Origin of the sequence: Enterococcus sp. DIV0436a, from assembly GCF_051711605.1 — a bacterium.
GTDB lineage: Bacteria > Bacillota > Bacilli > Lactobacillales > Enterococcaceae > Enterococcus_B > Enterococcus_B faecium.
In genome coordinates this window covers 2440794-2459436 of the sequence record NZ_JBIONA010000001.1, presented here as the reverse complement: position 1 = coordinate 2459436, position 18643 = coordinate 2440794, and the positions used below count along the sequence as shown (strand labels likewise).

The 18643-nt window shown below is 37.8% G+C and carries 13 protein-coding genes; 10 read left to right on the top strand and 3 right to left on the bottom strand.

Features of this window, described 5'->3' with window-relative positions:
- Window positions 1-9: 9 nt before the first annotated feature.
- The 3 genes from aspS to IGL15_RS12110 all read left to right on the top strand — a co-directional run bounded on the left by aspS (window position 10) and on the right by IGL15_RS12110 (window position 4911).
- Entirely contained in the window at window positions 10-1779 is a 1770-nt protein-coding gene (gene aspS / locus IGL15_RS12120) for an aspartate--tRNA ligase (protein ID WP_002289105.1), read from the top strand.
- 108 nt (window positions 1780-1887) lie between these two features.
- Window positions 1888-2763: a YitT family protein gene (locus IGL15_RS12115; RefSeq protein WP_002293644.1), complete on the top strand. Its 876-nt coding sequence runs from the start codon at window positions 1888-1890 to the stop codon at window positions 2761-2763.
- A 264-nt stretch (window positions 2764-3027) separates the two neighbouring features.
- The gene (locus tag IGL15_RS12110) at window positions 3028-4911 is read left to right on the top strand and encodes an acyltransferase family protein (RefSeq protein ID WP_002303199.1); all 1884 of its coding nucleotides are present in this window, start codon (window positions 3028-3030) and stop codon (window positions 4909-4911) included.
- Between the two features lie 74 nt (window positions 4912-4985).
- On the opposite strand, the gene IGL15_RS12105 is transcribed toward IGL15_RS12110, so the two are convergent.
- A complete protein-coding gene (locus IGL15_RS12105) occupies window positions 4986-5270 on the bottom strand; it encodes a GIY-YIG nuclease family protein (protein ID WP_002304776.1) in 285 nt (94 codons plus the stop codon).
- Window positions 5260-5994 (bottom strand): tRNA1(Val) (adenine(37)-N6)-methyltransferase, encoded by a 735-nt coding sequence (locus IGL15_RS12100; protein ID WP_002299374.1) that lies wholly within the window; start codon window positions 5992-5994, stop codon window positions 5260-5262. The genes IGL15_RS12105 and IGL15_RS12100 overlap by 11 nt, the downstream gene beginning before the upstream one ends.
- A gap of 128 nt (window positions 5995-6122) precedes the next feature.
- On the opposite strand from IGL15_RS12100, the gene IGL15_RS12095 reads away from it, so the two are divergent.
- The 4 genes from IGL15_RS12095 to IGL15_RS12080 all read left to right on the top strand — a co-directional run bounded on the left by IGL15_RS12095 (window position 6123) and on the right by IGL15_RS12080 (window position 14407).
- Window positions 6123-6746, top strand: coding sequence for a lysophospholipid acyltransferase family protein (locus tag IGL15_RS12095; protein ID WP_002288956.1), 624 nt, complete (start codon window positions 6123-6125; stop codon window positions 6744-6746).
- Between the two features lie 191 nt (window positions 6747-6937).
- Complete coding sequence (locus IGL15_RS12090; RefSeq protein WP_002299373.1) at window positions 6938-8059, top strand: exonuclease SbcCD subunit D; 1122 nt, start codon at window positions 6938-6940, stop codon at window positions 8057-8059.
- A 6-nt stretch (window positions 8060-8065) separates the two neighbouring features.
- The gene (locus IGL15_RS12085) at window positions 8066-11194 is read left to right on the top strand and encodes an AAA family ATPase (protein WP_104765614.1); all 3129 of its coding nucleotides are present in this window, start codon (window positions 8066-8068) and stop codon (window positions 11192-11194) included.
- Window positions 11195-11212: 18 nt separating this feature from the next.
- Entirely contained in the window at window positions 11213-14407 is a 3195-nt protein-coding gene (locus IGL15_RS12080; protein ID WP_002307082.1) for a DEAD/DEAH box helicase, read from the top strand.
- Window positions 14408-14552: 145 nt separating this feature from the next.
- Here IGL15_RS12080 and IGL15_RS12075 read toward each other — a convergent pair whose 3' ends face one another.
- Window positions 14553-15260: an HAD family hydrolase gene (locus IGL15_RS12075; protein WP_002294563.1), complete on the bottom strand. Its 708-nt coding sequence runs from the start codon at window positions 15258-15260 to the stop codon at window positions 14553-14555.
- A 764-nt stretch (window positions 15261-16024) separates the two neighbouring features.
- Here IGL15_RS12075 and spxA point away from each other — a divergent pair.
- From spxA to IGL15_RS12060, 3 genes are all read left to right on the top strand, one after another.
- Window positions 16025-16423, top strand: a complete 399-nt coding sequence (gene spxA / locus IGL15_RS12070; RefSeq protein WP_002296384.1) for a transcriptional regulator SpxA — start codon at window positions 16025-16027, stop codon at window positions 16421-16423.
- A gap of 331 nt (window positions 16424-16754) precedes the next feature.
- Window positions 16755-17408 (top strand): adaptor protein MecA, encoded by a 654-nt coding sequence (locus IGL15_RS12065; protein ID WP_002299370.1) that lies wholly within the window; start codon window positions 16755-16757, stop codon window positions 17406-17408.
- Window positions 17409-17634: 226 nt separating this feature from the next.
- On the top strand, window positions 17635-18633 hold the full coding sequence (locus IGL15_RS12060; RefSeq protein ID WP_002307085.1) for a competence protein CoiA: 999 nt from the start codon (window positions 17635-17637) through the stop codon (window positions 18631-18633).
- Window positions 18634-18643: the final 10 nt, after the last annotated feature.

The following is an 18643-nucleotide window of genomic DNA, read 5'->3' as shown; positions in this document are numbered from 1 at the left end:
AAAAAATAAATGGCACAAAGAACGATCTATTGCGGATTAGTTTCCGAACAACAATTAGAACAAACAGTTACATTAAAAGGATGGGTACAAAAAAGACGAGACCTTGGGGGAGTAATCTTTATCGACCTACGTGATCGTGAAGGAATCGTTCAAATCGTCTTTAATCCTGAAATCAACAAAGAAGCATGGGAAATCGCGGATAAATGTCGCAGTGAATACGTGATCGAAGTGACTGGGGAAGTTAGAAGACGCGGAGAAAATGCAGTAAATCCTAAAATGGCCACTGGTGAATTCGAAGTGATTGCAAGTGAAATCGTGATTTTGAATCAAGCAAAAACCCCACCATTTCAAATTGAAGATGATCAAGCAATCAGTGACGAAATACGTTTGAAATATCGTTATTTGGATCTGCGTCGTCCAAAAATGACTAAAAACATCAAATTAAGAAATGCGACAACAAAAGCGATTCGTCATTATTTAGATGATAATGACTTTCTCGATATCGAAACACCTTACCTAGGGAAATCTACACCAGAAGGCGCAAGAGACTACCTAGTTCCTTCACGTGTCCATGCTGGACATTTCTATGCGTTGCCGCAATCTCCTCAATTGTTTAAACAATTGCTGATGAATGCTGGATTCGACCGTTATTATCAAATCGTTCGTTGTTTCCGCGATGAAGATTTACGTGGAGACCGTCAGCCTGAATTTACGCAAGTAGATATTGAAACAACGTTCTTAACAGCAGAAGAAATCCAAACTTACACAGAGGGATTGATTGCGAAGGTAATGAAAGAAGTTCGCGGTATCGAAGTCACATTGCCATTTCCTCGTATGACCTATGATGAAGCAATGGCTCGCTACGGAAGCGACAAACCGGATACACGTTTTGACATGGAATTGATCGATCTAAGCGATACAGTCAAAGAAGTAGAATTCAAAGTCTTCCAAATGGCTCTTGAAAACGGCGGTGTCGTGAAAGCATTGAATGCTAAAGGCGCTGCAGATCGCTACTCACGAAAAGACATGGATCAGTTAGGTCAATATGTAGGACAATTCGGAGCTAAGGGACTTGCATGGCTGAAAGTAGAAGAAGACGGATTGAAAGGTCCAATTGCTAAATTCATGGGAGAAGCAACAGAAGCAATCATTAAAGCAACAGATGCAAAACCAGGTGACTTGCTGATGTTTGGTGCAGATAAAAGTGAAATCGTCGCTGCTGCATTAGGTGCTATCCGGACACGTTTAGGAAAAGAATTAGGACTAATTGATGAATCGAAATTCAATTTCTTATGGGTAACTGATTGGCCACAATTTGAATTTTCAGAAGAAGAAGGTCGATATGTCTCTGCTCACCATCCATTCACGATGCCAAAAGAAGAAGATATCCCGTTATTGGCTGAAGACCCTGCAAAAGTCTATGCAGAAGCTTATGATATCGTCTTGAACGGTTATGAACTAGGCGGAGGTTCTATCCGTATTCATACTCGTGAGCTTCAAGAAAAAGTACTAGAAACTCTAGGCTTTACAAAAGAACAAATGGAAGAACAATTTGGTTTCTTGTTAACAGCTTTAGATTACGGATTCCCTCCACATGGCGGTATTGCATTAGGATTGGACCGTTTTGCAATGTTATTAGCCGGAGAAGATAATATTCGTGAAGTCATTGCCTTTCCTAAAAACGGAAAAGCAGCAGATGTGATGAGTGATGCACCAAGTATGGTTTCGCCTTTACAATTGTTCGAATTGAATATTGATGTAACGAATATAGAAGAATAGCCGATAAAAAGGTAAAAAGGATTTGTCGAATACGCTTCTTTTGACAACCTTGATTTAATTGAAAAACACTTTATAATGAAGCCATAACATATAAAGCGGGGCTTTTCCATGAAAAAAACATTCGAAAATTGGGCTTATCATGATTACACGACCAAGCTTTCGGTATCTATCGTTTATGCGTTGATCGCATCAGTCGCATTGAATTTCTTTTATCAGCCAGGACATATTTATTCAAGTGGTATTACTGGTCTAGCTCAGATTTTGACGACTTTGTCAAAATCACTGATAGGATTCGAAGTACCGGTATCAACAACTTTGTATTTACTGAATATACCTTTGTTTGTATTGGCGTGGTTAAAAATCGGGAAGAAGTTTACAATTTTCACTTTTATCACAGTCACTTTGACCTCCCTTTGTATCCATATTTTACCGGAAACAGTCCTATCTACCGATCCAATCATCTGTGCGTTGTTTGGGGGGGCTGTGATGGGACTAGGTATTGGGCTAGCGTTGAGAAACGGCCTATCATCGGGCGGTCTAGATATCGTGAGTATCACGATTCGTAAAAAAACAGGAAAGTCGATTGGTTCTATTTCGATCTACTTCAATGCATTGATCGTTTTTGTTGCCGGAATTCTATTTGGCTGGCAATATATGTTTTACAGTACGTTGTCTATTTTCGTCAGTGGAAAAGTAACTGATGTCGTTTATACTAAACAAAAGAAGATGCAGGTAATGATCGTAACGAAACATCCAGAAAAAGTAGTAAATGAAATCCAAAACTGTATGCGTAGAGGGATCACGATCATCAATGAAGCAGAAGGTGCTTATAAGCATGATAAGCAGACAGTATTGATGACGATCGTTACACGATACGAACTGCCTCTACTTAGAGAAGCAATGAAAGCTTCTGATCCACAAGCTTTTGTAAGTATTGCAGAAAACGTCCAGATACTTGGTCGTTTCTATGAGGATGGCATTTAGATCGAGTTTGACAAAAATTCATGAAATACTGCTGTAGACAGACGTTCGTTTGTCTGCAGTTTTTTTCTACCATAGTAGAATCAGCAAAGAAAAACTGCTTTTTTATTTGAAATTTTCTTAAAGTTGAAAAAAAGCATGTTTATTTTTTTAAATTTATGGGATGATAGAAAAAATAGTAGAGAAAGGACACGATTCTACTTGCTATTTTCACTTAATACCCGTATATTACGAATGAAAAAAGTTTATGAAAAGTTGGAATATTGAATGGAAAAACAAAAAAGGTTAAAAAACAGCCGCTACATCACTGGGTTTGATGGGCTCCGTTCATTAGCTGTGGTGGGTGTTATCTTCTATCACCTTCTGCCAACTAGTATGAAAGGCGGCTATTTGGGCGTTCCGATTTTTTTCGTCGTATCTGGTTATTTGATCACGGATCTGCTGCGGCAGGAATGGGAACAAAATGGAAAAATCAATATTTGGCAATTTTATGTCAGAAGAATGAAGAGACTCTATCCGGCACTTGTTTTTATGCTTGTGACAGCTTCGGCTTATATCACTTTGTTTCAGCGAGGGCTGTTAAACAATCTTCGAGGAGTTGTGGTCAGCAGCTTACTGTATGTCAACAACTGGTGGCAAATCAATAACGGTTTATCTTATTTCGATCGATTTGCTAATGAGTCACCGTTTACGCATATCTGGTCTTTAGCAGTAGAAGGTCAAAACTATTTGGTTTGGCCGATCTTATTTGTATTGTTGATGGTATTTGTTCGTAAAAGAAAATGGATCTTTTATACTGTGTTAGGTACATCCTTCCTCTCCGCCATCTTGATGATGATCTTGTATACACCAGGAGGCGATCCAACCCGTGTTTATTACGGTACCGACACTCGTCTGTTTTCTATATGGTTGGGAAGTGCGCTTGCGTTTGTTTGGCCAAGTACGCGTTTAAAGAAAAACATCCCGAAACAAGCGAAAAATATTCTGAATATCGCTGGAGGAATCTCGCTTTTGGCACTGATTCTTTGCTTCTTCTTTTTAGATGATCATTACAATTTCATCTATTACGGAGGAATGCTCCTAGTGAGTCTGTTATGCGTAGTGCTAGTTGCAGTGACAGCACACCCTGGAGCAAGTTTGAATCGATGGTTGACAAATCCAGTATTTACTTGGATTGGCAAACGAAGCTATGGCATTTATTTGTATCAGTTTCCAGTTATGATTTTTTATGAAGCAAAGGTGACTGATATTGCCGATCATGTTTTGTTGCATACTTTAGTGGAAATCACATTGATTCTAATCATCAGTGAACTTTCTTATCGATATGTGGAGCGTCCGCTAGCACGTTTTGATTATGGTCGTACATTCCAAGTGATGAAAGGATGGTTCAGCAAACCGATCATCAGTAAGAGCAAACCATGGGTTGTTCCAGGCACATTACTTGTAGCAATTGCACTCGTTGGTTTCGTTACGGCACCGAAAAACGCTGTAACAGCCGATCAAAAACAACTGCAGGCAAAAATCGCTGAAAGTAAAAAATTAGCAGAAGAAACCAGAAACAATTCAGAAAACACCACTAGTTCGGTTGACCAAGCGATCCTTGATAAGTACGAGTTGTCCAAGGCACAAGGGAATAAGGCACAAAAATTAGAACTAACGGCATTTGGTGATTCAGTTATGTTGGATGCTGCAACGGATCTACAAGAACTTTATCCAAAAGTAGTGGTAGATGGAGATGTCGGACGACAATTATATGCCAGTGTACCTTACATTGAAAAATTAAAGGAACAAGATTTGTTGAAAGACACTGTTCTGATTGGACTAGGAACGAATGGCTCATTCTCGGAAGCTCAGTTTGATAGTGTGATGGATGCAATCGGTGATCGAAAAGTATACTGGGTCAATGTCCGAGTACCGACGAAGCGCTGGCAAAATGACGTGAATGCGATGCTTGAACAGATGACGAAAAAATACGACAATATGACGCTGATTGATTGGTACAGCTACAGTAATGACCATAGTGACTGGTTTTATGATGATCAAGTCCATCCAAATCCTGAAGGGATGACACATTACATTCACTTAGTCAGCGAAGCCTTGCTAGGAGGAAGTTCAAGTACGAACAGCAGTGAGACAAACGTGACAGAATGATAGCTACAAAAAACTTCAGGCAAAAACATTTGTTTTTGCCTGAAGTTTTTTTATATTTATCGTGTTTTTAACATTCATATAGATTCAGGAAGCAAAACGGTTGAGTGTGTCTGTAAATAACGTTCTTTTTGTTTTCGGGTGAGTTTTTTGAATGCAGCTTCTGCTTTTGTTGCTTCGCTTCTTGAAGAAAATACTTCTGCATGGATCATCTTAACAGGTCTTCTTTTTTGAAGACGAGTATATTTAGCACCAGTACCATTGTTATGTTCCTCTAATCGTCTAGAAAGATCGGTTGTATATCCACCATAAAATGTCTGATCTTTACAGAATAACACGTAAAAATAATGTTCATTTGCCATAGAGCATCTCACGAATCTCTACAGTGTATTCTCCATCCATATTGTAAGTGATCAATGGTGGAGCGACTTTGAATCCGTCTAATTTGCCTTCTTTGATTCCTTCAACTAACAAAATATTTGCCTCTTTTCCAGGTTTTGGGTAAACAAATTGGATCCTTTTAGGTGCAATTCGATAGTCTTGCATGACCTGAATGATTTCTAAGAACCGATCAGGACGATGGACCATAGTAAAGCGTCCATTTGTTTTTAGTAGCTTACTTGAAATATCGATCACTTCTTCTAACGTCGTATGGATCTCATGACGGGCGATTGCCAGGTGTTTATTAGGGTTCGTTTTATTTGTTGGCAGCCCTTTGAAATAAGGTGGATTACAGACGACTAAGTCACAAGAATTATGCCGAACGACAGATAAGCTGTCTTTCAGATCGATGGTGTGGACGGTCATTTGTTCATTTAAATGGTTAAGCGCGATACTACGTCTTGCCATGTCTGCTAGACGAGGTTGAAGTTCGATAGCGTCGATAGCCGCCTGGGTTCGTTTACTTAAAAAAAGTCCAACTGCGCCATTTCCTGCACAAAGGTCAACAATCTTCCCTTTTTTAGGTACACGGGAAAAGTGAGCAAGCAGCACAGCATCTAAAGAAAAAGAAAACACTTTGGAACTTTGGATAATCTTGATATCTTCTGCGTATAATTGGTCGATTCGTTCGTCTTCGTGAAGCATGGATTCCCTCCAAAATGAAAAAAATAGTCGTCTGTATTATACTATTTTTATTAAAAAGAACCAAGGTGGCTTGTCAAACCTCTATTTTTTATGCATACTATGACCATAAGAAGGGAAAGGAAGAGACTATGTTTTATCGATTTATGCGCGGGGTAGTTCGAGTACTATTAGCCTTAGTTAATGGAAATGCCCGCTATGAGAATAAAGAAGTTTTACCGCAAGATGAGAATTACATACTAGTTGCTCCCCATCGTACTTGGTGGGACCCATTATATCTGGCGGTAGCTGCAGCACCCAAGGAATTCAGCTTTATGGCAAAAGAAGAACTGTTCAAAAATCCAGTTCTGCGATTTATATTAACTCGATCCAATGCTTTTCCAGTTAAAAGAGAAAATCCAGGACCAAGCGTCATTAAAACACCTGTAAAGATTTTGAAATCGACAAATTTGAGTTTGATCATGTTTCCCAGTGGGACAAGACATGCTACAGAACTTAAAGGCGGAATGGCATTGATTTCCAGAATGTCTAAAGCGAAAATCGTGCCAGCTGTATATCAAGGTCCGTTGACACTTGGGGATCTGTTCAAGCGTCAGAGAGTGACAGTGCGTTTCGGCGAACCAATCGACTTATCAGATATCAAGAAAACGGATAAAGAAGGTATGGCGGAGATCGAACGACGAACACAAGCAGCTTTTGACAAATTGGACAAAGAAGTGAACCCTGATTTCAAATATGAAGTCAAAAAAAAATAAAATGATAAGTTTATGCGTGGGCGGTCTTTTGAATCTACTGTCCTGTTCAGTTCAGACTTTTTCAATGAAAACGAGGGAGAGACGTCAAGTCTGCCCTCTTTTTGCGTTCCAATATGTAAAATAGAAGACAGGTGTCATGTAATGGATCAAAGTGTTATAATAATTAGAAGGACATTTTTTGAGGTGATTGAATGCGTTTTTTACATACAGCCGATTGGCATATCGGAAAAAAACTACAAGGTTATGACTTGATTGAAGACCAGCGTCATGTACTATCTTCTATACTAGATATCGCGAAAGAAGAAAAAGTAGAGGCAATCGTGATTGCCGGAGACTTATATGATAGGAGTGTCCCAGCTGTTGATGCCGTAGAATTATACAATGAATTGATGGTCGATTGGAATTTAAAGGAAAAGATCCCGATTTTTGCTATATCAGGAAATCACGATAGCAGTACGAGACTTTCAGCGGGTACGCCATGGTTCAGTTATTCGAACTATTTTTTGCGAACACAGCTAGCAGAAGCATTTGAACCAGTCGAGTTTAAAAACGTACAATTTTTCTTTCTTCCTTACTTTGAACCAATTGCAGCGAGATTATATTTTGAAGATGACAATATCCGAACGATCAAGCAAGCGGTAGCCAAGGTGATAGATAAAATGCAGGAGCTATTTGATTCAGAAAAAAAACAAGTATTGATTAGCCATTTTTTTGTAATGGGAAGTGTAAAATCTGATTCGGAAACGAAAATCGAAGTAGGCGGGTTGGATTCGATCCCTGGTGAACTACTTACACCGTTTGATTATGTAGCACTAGGACATTTGCATAATCAAGCTGCTTTGAGACAGGATAATGCTCGCTATAGCGGTTCCCCATTGAAATTCTCTTTATCTGAGATCAACCAAAAAAAAGGCGTATGGATCGTTGACCTGACAACAGGCCTGGAGTTGAATTTTAGGGAGATCGAACCCCTGCATGATATTGAAGAAATAACAGCGAGTTTCAAAGAATTGCTGGACCCTGCCTTTTATCAGTCCGTCAATCGGGAGAATTACATCCATATCTATCTCACTGACAGAACGATCATCCCGAATATGATGAACCAGCTTCGGCAAATATATCCTCGTATTTTGGGGATTGAACGGGCAAACGGTCGAGCAGAACAATCAAAGCGCAAACGGAAAGTACTAGAAATGAAAGATCCTCAAAAATTAGCAGAAGCATTTTTTAGTGAAATGACGGAAGAACAGCTAACTGCAAACCAAGAAAAATGGCTCGGAGAAACGTTGCAAGAAATCATGGAAATGGAATGATCAAGAATGAAACCGAAAAAATTACAACTTAAAAATTTTGGTCCTTTTATCAATGAGACCGTAGATTTTTCACGTTTGACAGAAGCACCGCTTTTTTTGATCAGCGGGAAGACAGGAGCTGGCAAAACGACGATTTTTGATGGGATCACCTTCGCACTTTTTGGTGAAACTTCCGGAAGACTTCGCTCTGGAAAAGAGATGCGTTCTTTGTTTGCTACACCAGACGAAGAAACAAGCGTGACTTTTTCTTTTGAACATCAGCAGATGAGCTATGAAATCGAACGAAAACCAGAACAAGTTTTAGCAAAACGAAAAGGAAACGGAACAAAAAAACAGGCAGCCAAAGTAACGTTGACCATTTTTGATGGGAAAGGAAAAGAAATCAAACAAATCACAAAACGTACAGAAGCAGATCAGTTGATCAGAGAACTGATGAATCTCGATGCGAAACAGTTTTCTCAAATCGTTTTACTACCCCAAGGAGAATTCCGTAATTTTTTGGTTTCATCAAGCAGTGATAAAGAGACTGTTTTACGTCATTTATTCGGTACTCAGTTTTTCCAACAGTTCAATGAGCGATTAAAAGAAAAAGCAAAACAACAGCAACAAAAATTGGATCATTTAGAGCAAGAACTGCATCTTCTGCAAAAAAGGTTTGTTTTAGTCAAAGAAGAGGAACCAGCAGCAGGGTTTGAAGCCGTTTTATCCCAATGGACAAACCATCAGGCAATACTCGAAAAACAAATCACGGAAGAAAAAGAAGCTCTAACGGAACTTCAGGAAAAACAAAAGCAACTAGAAAATTCCTACTATCGTTTTGAAAGCTTGAAAAAAAGTTATGAAGAAAAAACGATATTAATAAACAAGCAAAAGGAATTAGCTGCTCAAAAAGACGAAATAGAGGAAAAGAAACGATGGATTGGGTATTATGAATTTACGCAACGATTAGTCGAACCAATCCAGCGCCTACAAGAAATAAAAGCTGAAAAAATAGAACTGTCACAAAAAAGTAGTGAGCAAACAAAGAAACTAGCGATGACTACGCAGAATTATGAAGAGTGGCAAAAAAATGAAGCAAACCGCGTACGCCGACAAACAAAAATCAAAGAAGCTGCTCAAAAACTGCAAAACAAACAGATGATGGTGCCAATTGTCGAATCCTTACGTAGTAAAAAACAAGACGCAGAACAATTAACAATTTCATTGGATAAAGAAGAATTGAATGCCGAGAAGCTGTATCAAAATCTCGCTATCTATCAGGAAAGAACTCGAATTCTTCAAGAAAATTTACTGGATCAGGAAAAACTGCAAGAAGATCGTCTTGCTTTTGGACAGTTAAAATATCTAGATGAAAAGCAGCAAGAAATAGAAAAACAAAAAGCAAAAGACACTGGGTCGCTCGCACAGATAAGAGAAGAACTCAAAAAAGCAACTGAAGAAATAACAAAAAATAGTCAGCTATTGAAAGAACAGACAGAACAAGCAGAACAGCTGAAAAGCCAATGGGCAAAGCAGCAAATTGCTCGTCTTCAGCTTTTTTTGCGTCCAGGGGAGCCATGTCTTGTTTGTGGATCAACGGAACACCCCATACAACAATTAAAACACGAACAGCCAAATAAGGAAGATATCTTAAAAGTAGAACAACAACTGGCAGAAGCTGAGTCTGCTGTAGAAAGAACTCAGCAAATCATTGCCAAAAGTGAAGCACATGAAAATAATCTTCAACAACAATTATCAGATTTAGAACAAAAAATCATGGCAACGAATATACAATTGGCTGAACAAGAAGAACACTTGCAACAGGCTTTGAAAAAGGCATTTCCTGAGATAACAGAACAAAAAACAAAAACAGCTCTTGTAGTAATCGAACAATCTTTAGATAGACGAAAAAGCAAGATGGCCAATACAAGAATAGAGCTGAAAGAAATAAGACAACAAGCAGAAAAGCTCGAACAACAATTAGCTGTCTACAAACAGCAGCAGACAGAAAAAAATAATCAGCTCCAGCAACTGCAAGGAGAAATCAAAAGTTTAGAACAACAATTGCAAGATACGGATAGTAACTGTTTAGAAGAGGAGATACGACGACTTGAAAAACAGTTAGAAAAAGACTCGAATCAACTAGCTGTTGAGCAGAAAGCAGGAGTGCAATTGTTGCAAGATCTTCATACGCTTCGGACACAGCTTGATCTTCAACATGAACAAATAGAAAAAATAGATGAAAAAATAGAAAAGGAACAAGAAAGAATAGCTAAAAATTTAGAAAGCCAGTCGTATTTTTCAACAATTGAAGAAATCTGTGCATTTGCACAACAGCAAGCACAATATAAAGAAAACCAACGTACAGTTACTTCTTATCATGAAGAGCAATTAGTGACAGCTGACCGGCTGCGTCAATTAGAAAATATCCAGCTAACTGAGACATTCCCAGATACAGAAGAGATCAGCCAACAGTTAGAAGAAATAAGACGTATGATCGAAATAAAGCAAGAAAAGATATACGGTTTACAAGAACAAAAAATTAGTAATCAAAAAATCTACGATGAATGTCTTTCGATTTATCACACAAGCCAGACGAAATTAGATGAGCTTACGCAATTACAGCAGCTTTCGCAAACATTCAACGGAGAAAATCCTAAGAAGACTAGTTTGGAACGGTATGTGCTTCAGGTTTATCTTCAAGAAGTGTTACAAGTAGCAAATGATCATCTCCAACGTTTAACGAAAAATCGTTATCAATTTGAGCTAGCGGATACCATTGGCAGTTATCGAGGGAAAACCGGATTAGAAATCAATATCTATGATGATCAGGCAGGTATGTCTCGAAGTGCGCATACCCTGTCTGGCGGTGAGAGTTTTATTGCAGCACTTTCTTTAGCATTAGCTCTTGCCGATGTGATCCAGGCACAAGCTGGTGGTGTAGCAATCGATGCATTGTTTATTGATGAAGGATTTGGGTCATTAGATGAAGAAGCTTTGGAAATGGCAATGGAAGCTTTAGAAACGATCGAAAGTGAAGGAAGAATGATCGGCATCATTAGTCATGTAAGAGAATTGAAAGAACGAGTATTACAACAAATAAGAATTGATACAGAAGGTAGCGGACAAAGCAAAATACGCTATCAACTTGGATAAAAAGGGAGATTGGTAACTATGAAATGGAGTATTCCAGAAAAAGTCATTGCACGTGGACGTCAATACTTGCAAGAAGGCCGAGTGTTATCGGTTGTCCCTGACCAAGAAGAAAACGTGTGGCATGCAGAAGTCTTGGGCAGTGAATTGTATATGGTTGATTTGGATGGTACAGCAAAAGAGATAGATTACTGCCAATGTCCCTATTGGGAGGAACATAAATATTGTAAGCATACAGTTGCTGTGGAACTTTATTTACGGTCGAAAAATCTATCTCGTATCATGAAAAAAGACCAGCCAATGCTAGAACCGGTAAAAGCAACAAGTGAGGGAGAAATCATTGCAAAAGGTTTTTCTCGTCTAAAAACACAAAACAATCCTCAAGCGGTGCAACCTTTGATTATTGAATACCAAGTAGAAACGATTGAGACTAATCAGTATCACCCAGAGCTTTCTATTTTGGCACTTTACTTGCGTATCGGTTCATTGGCATCACCGAAAAAAACATATATCGTAAAAAACATCTATGATTTTTTACAAGCTTACGCAGAAAAAGAAACTTACACTGTTAATAAACAGTACCAGTTTCGTCTAGATAAACGGGCGTTTCAAAAAGAAGATCAAAAAATACTCACGCATCTTGCAGGAAGTGCTCAGACGCATCAATTATTAGGTGCGAACGGCTTACAAGTCAAAGGAAAACTAGATAAAAGATATCTGCTTCTCCCAGTAGAACAAGCCCGCTTCCTGTTAGAGCAGATGAATCAGACTACACGTTTGCATCTGCAGATAAATGAACAAAACGATCAAGGAATACAATTTTCCGATCAAAACAAACCTTTATCATTCAAAGTGGAAAAATTTGGAGAAGATTATTTGCTGCAAGCATTGAATGATTTTGATTTTTTCTTTATGCATTATCAGTGGGGAGTTATCCAAGGGACATTTTATTCTCTGACGAAATATCAACAAACGGTTTATCAAACTTGGAAACAATTGATTCGCCGATTGGAGAAACCAGAAGTAGTGTTCAAGAAAAAAGAATTACCGTCTTTGTTTAAAGAGATTATCCCTCTGCTGTCAGAGATCGGCGACGTAGCTATTGCCCCTGCAGTAGAAGAGGAAGTAGCAGATATCCCCGTCGAATTTATTTTCTTTTTCCGAAAAGCAAAAGGAAAAATCCAAGCTCGAGTCGATTTCGTCTATGGCGAAGTCATCTATTCGACTGACCCGAAGCATGAGGTCTCGACAGAACAGGCTTTTCAGGTGTTACGTGACACAGTAGAAGAGAAACGAGTACTTGATCTATTCAGAATGTATCGCTACCAGAAAAATGAAACTGGTTATGAACGTCCATTGCCAAGCGGGGAAGAACTATATGCCTTTTTCCGCACAGAACTATCTGTCTTCCGTCAGTTTGGTGAAGTCAGACTTGGAAGAAAATTGCGAGAGTTGTATTTAGATGCGCATAAACATCAACCGAAAATCGAAGTAACCGAGACCGGTTCATGGCTCGATATTCGATTCGATGTGACAGGGATAGAGGAGCAAGAAATCGATCATGTCCTGCAAAGCTTGCTGAGAAATGATGCTTTTTATACATTAGAAAATGGTCAGGTTCTTTCTTTTGATTCAGAAGAATTTCAACAAACAAGCCAAGTGTTGCAACAATTACGGGAATCGATACGTACAGAAGAAGGAACGATCCATGTACCTAAAAATCAAGGATTGATCATTCAAAATCAATTGGAAAAAAGCAATGCTACTTTTAGTGAATCGTTCCAAACGATGGTACAAGATCTCATTCATCCAGAAAGATACCAGGCGCAGCTTCCCAAAGGATTGAATGCAACGATGAGAGATTATCAAAAGCAAGGTTTTCGATGGTTGAAGATGTTAGGTCATTATCAGTTTGGCGGTATTTTAGCCGATGAAATGGGACTTGGGAAAACACTACAGACAATTGCCTTTTTACTTTCGGAAAAAGAAGAACGGAAAAGCTTCTCTGCTTTGATCGTAGCGCCTGCGAGCTTAATTTACAACTGGCAGGCAGAGGTGAGAAAATTCGCCCCTTCTTTGAGTATCCAAGTAATCAATGGGAATAAAAAAGAACGTGAAGAATTACTGGCTAAAGACACAGATATCCGAGTGACTTCTTATGCCAGCTTAAGACAAGATCTAGCTAATTATCAGTCGCAAAAAATTGATTATTTGATTCTTGATGAGGCACAAATGGTCAAAAATAGCAGTACGAAAACTGCACAAGCATTGAGAGAATTAGCTGTACCTCAGCGGTTTGCACTGAGTGGGACACCAATCGAGAATAATTTAGAAGAATTGTGGTCATTGTTTGCAACGATTATGCCAGGATTTTTCCCGACTAAAACAAAATTCAGGGAACTTGCCGCAGAAGAAATTGCGCAAATGATTCGACCGTTTATTTTACGGCGAGATAAACAAACTGTGTTGAAAGACTTGCCGGAAAAAACAGAGATGAATCTATATTCTGCACTTACAGAAGAACAAAAAACTGTTTATTTAGCTTACTTGCGTCAAATGCGTGAAGAAATCACGTCAATGGATTCTGAAGCATTCAAGAAAAACCGGATCGGGATACTTGCTGGTCTGACAAGACTGCGACAAATTTGCTGCGATCCTCGTCTGTTTATTGAAGATTACCAAGGCGGTTCCGGCAAGCTCGAACAAGTAAAAGATCTACTGGTAGCTGCCAAAGAGAACAAACGAAGAGTTTTGCTGTTTTCTCAATTTACAGGGATGCTGACTATCTTGCAAGAAGAGTTAGCCGAGCTAGGGATCTCGACATTTTATTTAAGAGGCAGTACGAAACCACAAGATCGGTTAAGTATGGTAGACGCATTTAATGCTGGCGAAAAAGATGTTTTTCTGATTTCCTTAAAGGCTGGGGGAACTGGATTGAATCTCACGGGAGCAGATACGGTCATCTTGTATGACCTTTGGTGGAATCCTGCCATTGAAGAACAAGCTGCTGGACGTGCACATCGGATCGGACAAAAAAATGTGGTAGAAGTGTGGCGTATGATCTCTGAAGGAACGATTGAGGAACGCATGGATTCACTCCAGCAAGAAAAACGCGAACTGTTCCAAAAAGTGATCCAAGGTAATGAAGAACAGTTGACGAAACTGACTGAAGAAGACATCCGCATGATTTTAAGTGTAGGAGAAATCGAGGAGTAAGAGACTCGAAAAAGCGTTCAGTAATGGGTAAGAAAGTCTTTCTAAAGAAGCGATTGTTTATTTGATTTAAAAAATAGCAAGGAGGCTGGGATTCCATTTTATCCCAGCTTCCTTGCTATCATTTTTTTATTTCTATTTTTAAAGGTTATACAAAGATTGTCTTCATTGTCTCTAACAGCTGATCAAAAGAAGAAATCTCGATATCGCAAATTGGAGTCTGTTCAATTTTGCGTTCTCGATGGTTGAACCAAAGCGCTTGCCAGTTAGCACTTTTTGCACCTAGAACATCATTGTCGTAATTATCGCCAACGTATAAGGTCTCTTCTGGAAGCATATGAAATTCTTTCTCAGCCAGCTGAAAAATCTCTTTTTCTGGTTTTTGGAAACCTGTTGCTTGAGAAATGAGCATATTGCGGGAAGGAATCCAATTGTTCAATTGAAGTTGCTTCAGTTTTTTTGTCTGATGGTCAGTCGGCCCATTTGTGATAATTCCTAATGGGACATTCTTTTCCTTCAAGAAATCGAGGGTTTTTTTGACCTCCTCATGCAAGCAGATATTATCAAGTTCTTCCTCGTAAATTTTTTGAAATAAGAGGCCATCTTCTTCCGTAATATGAGGGTAGTCTAAATCTTTTAGTGATTGGCTGATCCGATGTGCTCGCATATATTCTAGTGTCCAATCTCCTGCCATTACTTTTGGGAAGTTTTCATCACTATGATGGCGGAACCGGATATATAGTGGATGCATATCTGCATCTGAAACAAGCGGAACGACTCTTTTGACCGCGTTTCGAAATGGCTGCTGCTGATCATACATCGTATCATCAACATCAAACACAACTGATTTAATCAAAATTTTACACGCCTTTCGGTTTTCATTGATTTTTTCACAAATCCTTGACTATTGTAACAGAAAAAATTGTCTAAAAAAGCTGATAAATAAAGGTTTTTCTTACTATATTTCTATTTCCTTGACAGAATAAGGTTTTTATATTTCAGTTTTTTTCACTAAAAATCGTGAAACACGTCAATAAGTTTGATGAACAAATTAATCATTATGGTAGAAGTCGATTGATTTATTTTAATGCAATCTCTGTGGAATTTTCGAAAGATTTATTTTTTTAATACAGTCTCAATATAACTATTCAAACATAAAATAACGTTATTTGATTTATTTGTTTATAGTAAATTTTATTTAGTAATCATTGCTTTAAAATACTACGCTTATATAACAGAGAAAATAAGCGTTATGATAAAGAACAGTATTATTTAAAATGACAGAAAACATTACTATTAAAGAAATAAAAAACATAAAAAATCTTAAGAAATCGGTTTCATTTAGCTTTTGAGATAAAATAATAGTACAGTTTTATACGCTGTTTCATATGTTTAGAAAATTTGAATTAGATTTGAAAACTCTAATTTTTAAATGATAAAAAAAGCGAGAATGCTGGTTTTACTGTATATTAACCTTAGATAACTTTCATTTTTTTAAAAAAATTATGAAAAAAAGGTAGCTATTTAAAAGTTGATTATGTATAATAGAAACAGATGGGAGATTATTATGATCTTCTGTTACAAAAAAGTGATTCTTATCACGAAAAGGAGTGGTGCACGTTGTTAACATTATATACTTCCCCAAGTTGTACTTCCTGCAGAAAGGCTCGTGCGTGGTTGCAAGAACATCAGATTCCATTTGTTGAACGTAATATTTTTTCAGAACCATTGAACAGTTCTGAATTAAAAGCGATTTTACAAATGACAGAAGACGGAACAGAAGAAATCATCTCGACACGTTCCAAAGTATTCCAAAAACTGAACATGGATTTAGATGATCTGCCGTTACAAGAATTATTGGAACTTGTGCAAAACAATCCTGGATTGCTTCGCCGTCCAATCATGATTGATGATAAACGTCTGCAAGTTGGTTTTAATGAAGATGAAATTCGTCGGTTCCTACCGCGCGATGTACGACAATTAGAATTACGTCAAGCACAATTGATGGCTGGATTATAGAAGGATAATACGAAACTTGGAAAAGACTATTACAAAGATAGTTTTTCCAAGTTTTTTTGTTTTTACAAAAAGTATTCTTGATTAGATGTATAAAAAGGTAGTAGAAGATGATGATTGCACGAAAAATAGAGAGGAAAAATTAGCTGAAAAGTCGGCTATATAGTATTCGTCTGCCAAAAATGTTATAGTTAAATAAGATAGCTTGAAAGGTTGAAAAATCCGCTGGTTTTATTAAATTCACTTAACAGCGAGATTTTTTTTCTTTACATTTAAGCTGATTTCGCTACAATGAATCTATATTAAACATTGTGGCAAAGTGAGGTGTAGCAAAATGGAAATGGAACATATTAATGAAAATACGATCCGTGTACTAATTGGTCATGAAGATTTAGAGGAACGGGGCGTTTCATTTTTGGATTTACTTGGCAATCACAAAGAAATCGAAAATTTCTTTTATAGTATTTTGGAAGAAGTTGATATCGAAGAGGAGTTCCGAGGAAGCGAAGCTGTCACTTTCCAAGTTTTGCCAAAAGGAGACGGATTAGAACTGTTTATCAGTAAAAATCTTCCGGATGAAGAAATTTCTCAATCAGAAGATTCTACTGTTGATTCAGAAGATGTGAGTGACTTTCTTCGTCAGCAGATTATTGGCAGCGATCCGGAGGAAGAATTATCTGGAAGCGCCCTAGAAGAACAGGAAAGACAAGCAACTTTTGCTTTTGAAGATTTTGAACAAGTGATCCAACTTGCAACAGATGTCGAACTAGAGTCTGCTTGGACTGATTTGTATTTATTCGAAGAGCGCTATTACCTAGTCGTTCACTTCTGGATGGAAAATCTCAACCAAGCGGATGTAGAGAATCAGATTGCTCGAATTTTGGAGTTTGCTGAAAAGAGCGATCGTACACCAGAAACATTGAATGAATATGGAAAATGTCTGATGGCACGTAATGCTATCGAGCGAACGAAATTTTATTTTGTATAAATCAGCATTATAGTAAGAGACTGTGACAAAAATTGTGTCGCAGTCTTTTTTTCGTATAAATAGTGTTCAAAAGCTTGCATCTGCGGTAACAAGCCCAACCAAACGAAAAATATTGGGAACTATTTTTGTTTAGCTGTTCTTATTACTTGATGCAGAATAGCTTTTTCACGCCCTCTTTTTTCGTGTAAATAAATTCTTAGACGTAAATAAGTTCAGAGGGAGAAAAATGCTGCTTGCAATGAATGAATATAATAAGTGCTGTTTTGCTAAACATGCAGAAAAAGGAAAGAAATATTATTGTCGTGGCTGTCGAAAAAGAGTGATTTTGAAAAAGGGAAAGAAAAAATGTGCTCATTTTGCCCATCAAAAATCAGATAACTGTTCGGTCTTTAGTGAAAGAGAATCAAAAGAGCACTTACAGTTAAAGGAATGCTTCATGAATTGGCTGGGACAGTCAGTAGAACCAGTATTTTTGGAAGCCTATTTGCCGAGGTTGCGGCAAAGGCCGGATATTTTGTTGGCGAATCTAGCAATAGAAATCCAATGTTCTAGACTGTCTCACCAGAGATTTATTGAAAGAACCCAAAATTATTTGAATAACAGTTACCAAGTATGGTGGATACTTGGTAATTCTTTTCTTGGACAATCGCAATTCTCATTGATAGAAAAAAGTTGCTGCTACTATAATAGAAAAAGAGGAGTGCATTGCTGGAAAGCTGATCTCAAGAAACAAAAGCTTTATTTGTATCATCATATTACAGAGACTGTATCAGGGCATATTTCCTTTTGCAGTAGCTGTTGGACTTTTTCTAGTAGGGACCTTAAAGAAATATTCACTAGTAACGAAATTAAAATGAACCAAATGAAAAAAATAGAAAAAGTGAGTGAAGATGGGAAGAAATGGCTGACACGCCAACTTATTCACAAGCAAAAGAATACAGTATCCATACAAGAACAATGCTACTTGCGTCATAAACATCTTTTGCATCTATCATCGTGGATCTATCAAAAAAGTCGGTTTTTCTTTTATTTACAAGAACAGGTTTTTCTTTATCGAATGTTGTACGAAGAAGCCTTGGAAAACCAGAAAGTTCCTGATTTCAACTCATGGCTTTGCCAAATAAAAGAACATAAAAGGGAATGGCTTTTTCCTATGATTGATGAAGAGATGGTCTATCAGCAGTTTTTTAACGAATGCATACACTTGTCTTCTTTGAAAAAATAGTAAGTATAAA

What these genes read in the sequence shown, in the direction of transcription:
- IGL15_RS12065 (WP_002299370.1), top strand. Translation starts at nt 16,755, where the DNA reads ATGGAAATGGAACATATTAATGAAAATACGATCCGTGTACTAATTGGT.
- IGL15_RS12110 (WP_002303199.1), top strand. Translation starts at nt 3,028, where the DNA reads ATGGAAAAACAAAAAAGGTTAAAAAACAGCCGCTACATCACTGGGTTT.
- IGL15_RS12100 (WP_002299374.1), bottom strand. Translation starts at nt 5,994, where the DNA reads ATGCTTCACGAAGACGAACGAATCGACCAATTATACGCAGAAGATATC.
- IGL15_RS12105 (WP_002304776.1), bottom strand. Translation starts at nt 5,270, where the DNA reads ATGGCAAATGAACATTATTTTTACGTGTTATTCTGTAAAGATCAGACA.
- IGL15_RS12115 (WP_002293644.1), top strand. Translation starts at nt 1,888, where the DNA reads ATGAAAAAAACATTCGAAAATTGGGCTTATCATGATTACACGACCAAG.
- IGL15_RS12095 (WP_002288956.1), top strand. Translation starts at nt 6,123, where the DNA reads ATGTTTTATCGATTTATGCGCGGGGTAGTTCGAGTACTATTAGCCTTA.
- IGL15_RS12060 (WP_002307085.1), top strand. Translation starts at nt 17,635, where the DNA reads ATGCTGCTTGCAATGAATGAATATAATAAGTGCTGTTTTGCTAAACAT.
- IGL15_RS12080 (WP_002307082.1), top strand. Translation starts at nt 11,213, where the DNA reads ATGAAATGGAGTATTCCAGAAAAAGTCATTGCACGTGGACGTCAATAC.
- aspS (WP_002289105.1), top strand. Translation starts at nt 10, where the DNA reads ATGGCACAAAGAACGATCTATTGCGGATTAGTTTCCGAACAACAATTA.
- IGL15_RS12090 (WP_002299373.1), top strand. Translation starts at nt 6,938, where the DNA reads ATGCGTTTTTTACATACAGCCGATTGGCATATCGGAAAAAAACTACAA.
- IGL15_RS12085 (WP_104765614.1), top strand. Translation starts at nt 8,066, where the DNA reads ATGAAACCGAAAAAATTACAACTTAAAAATTTTGGTCCTTTTATCAAT.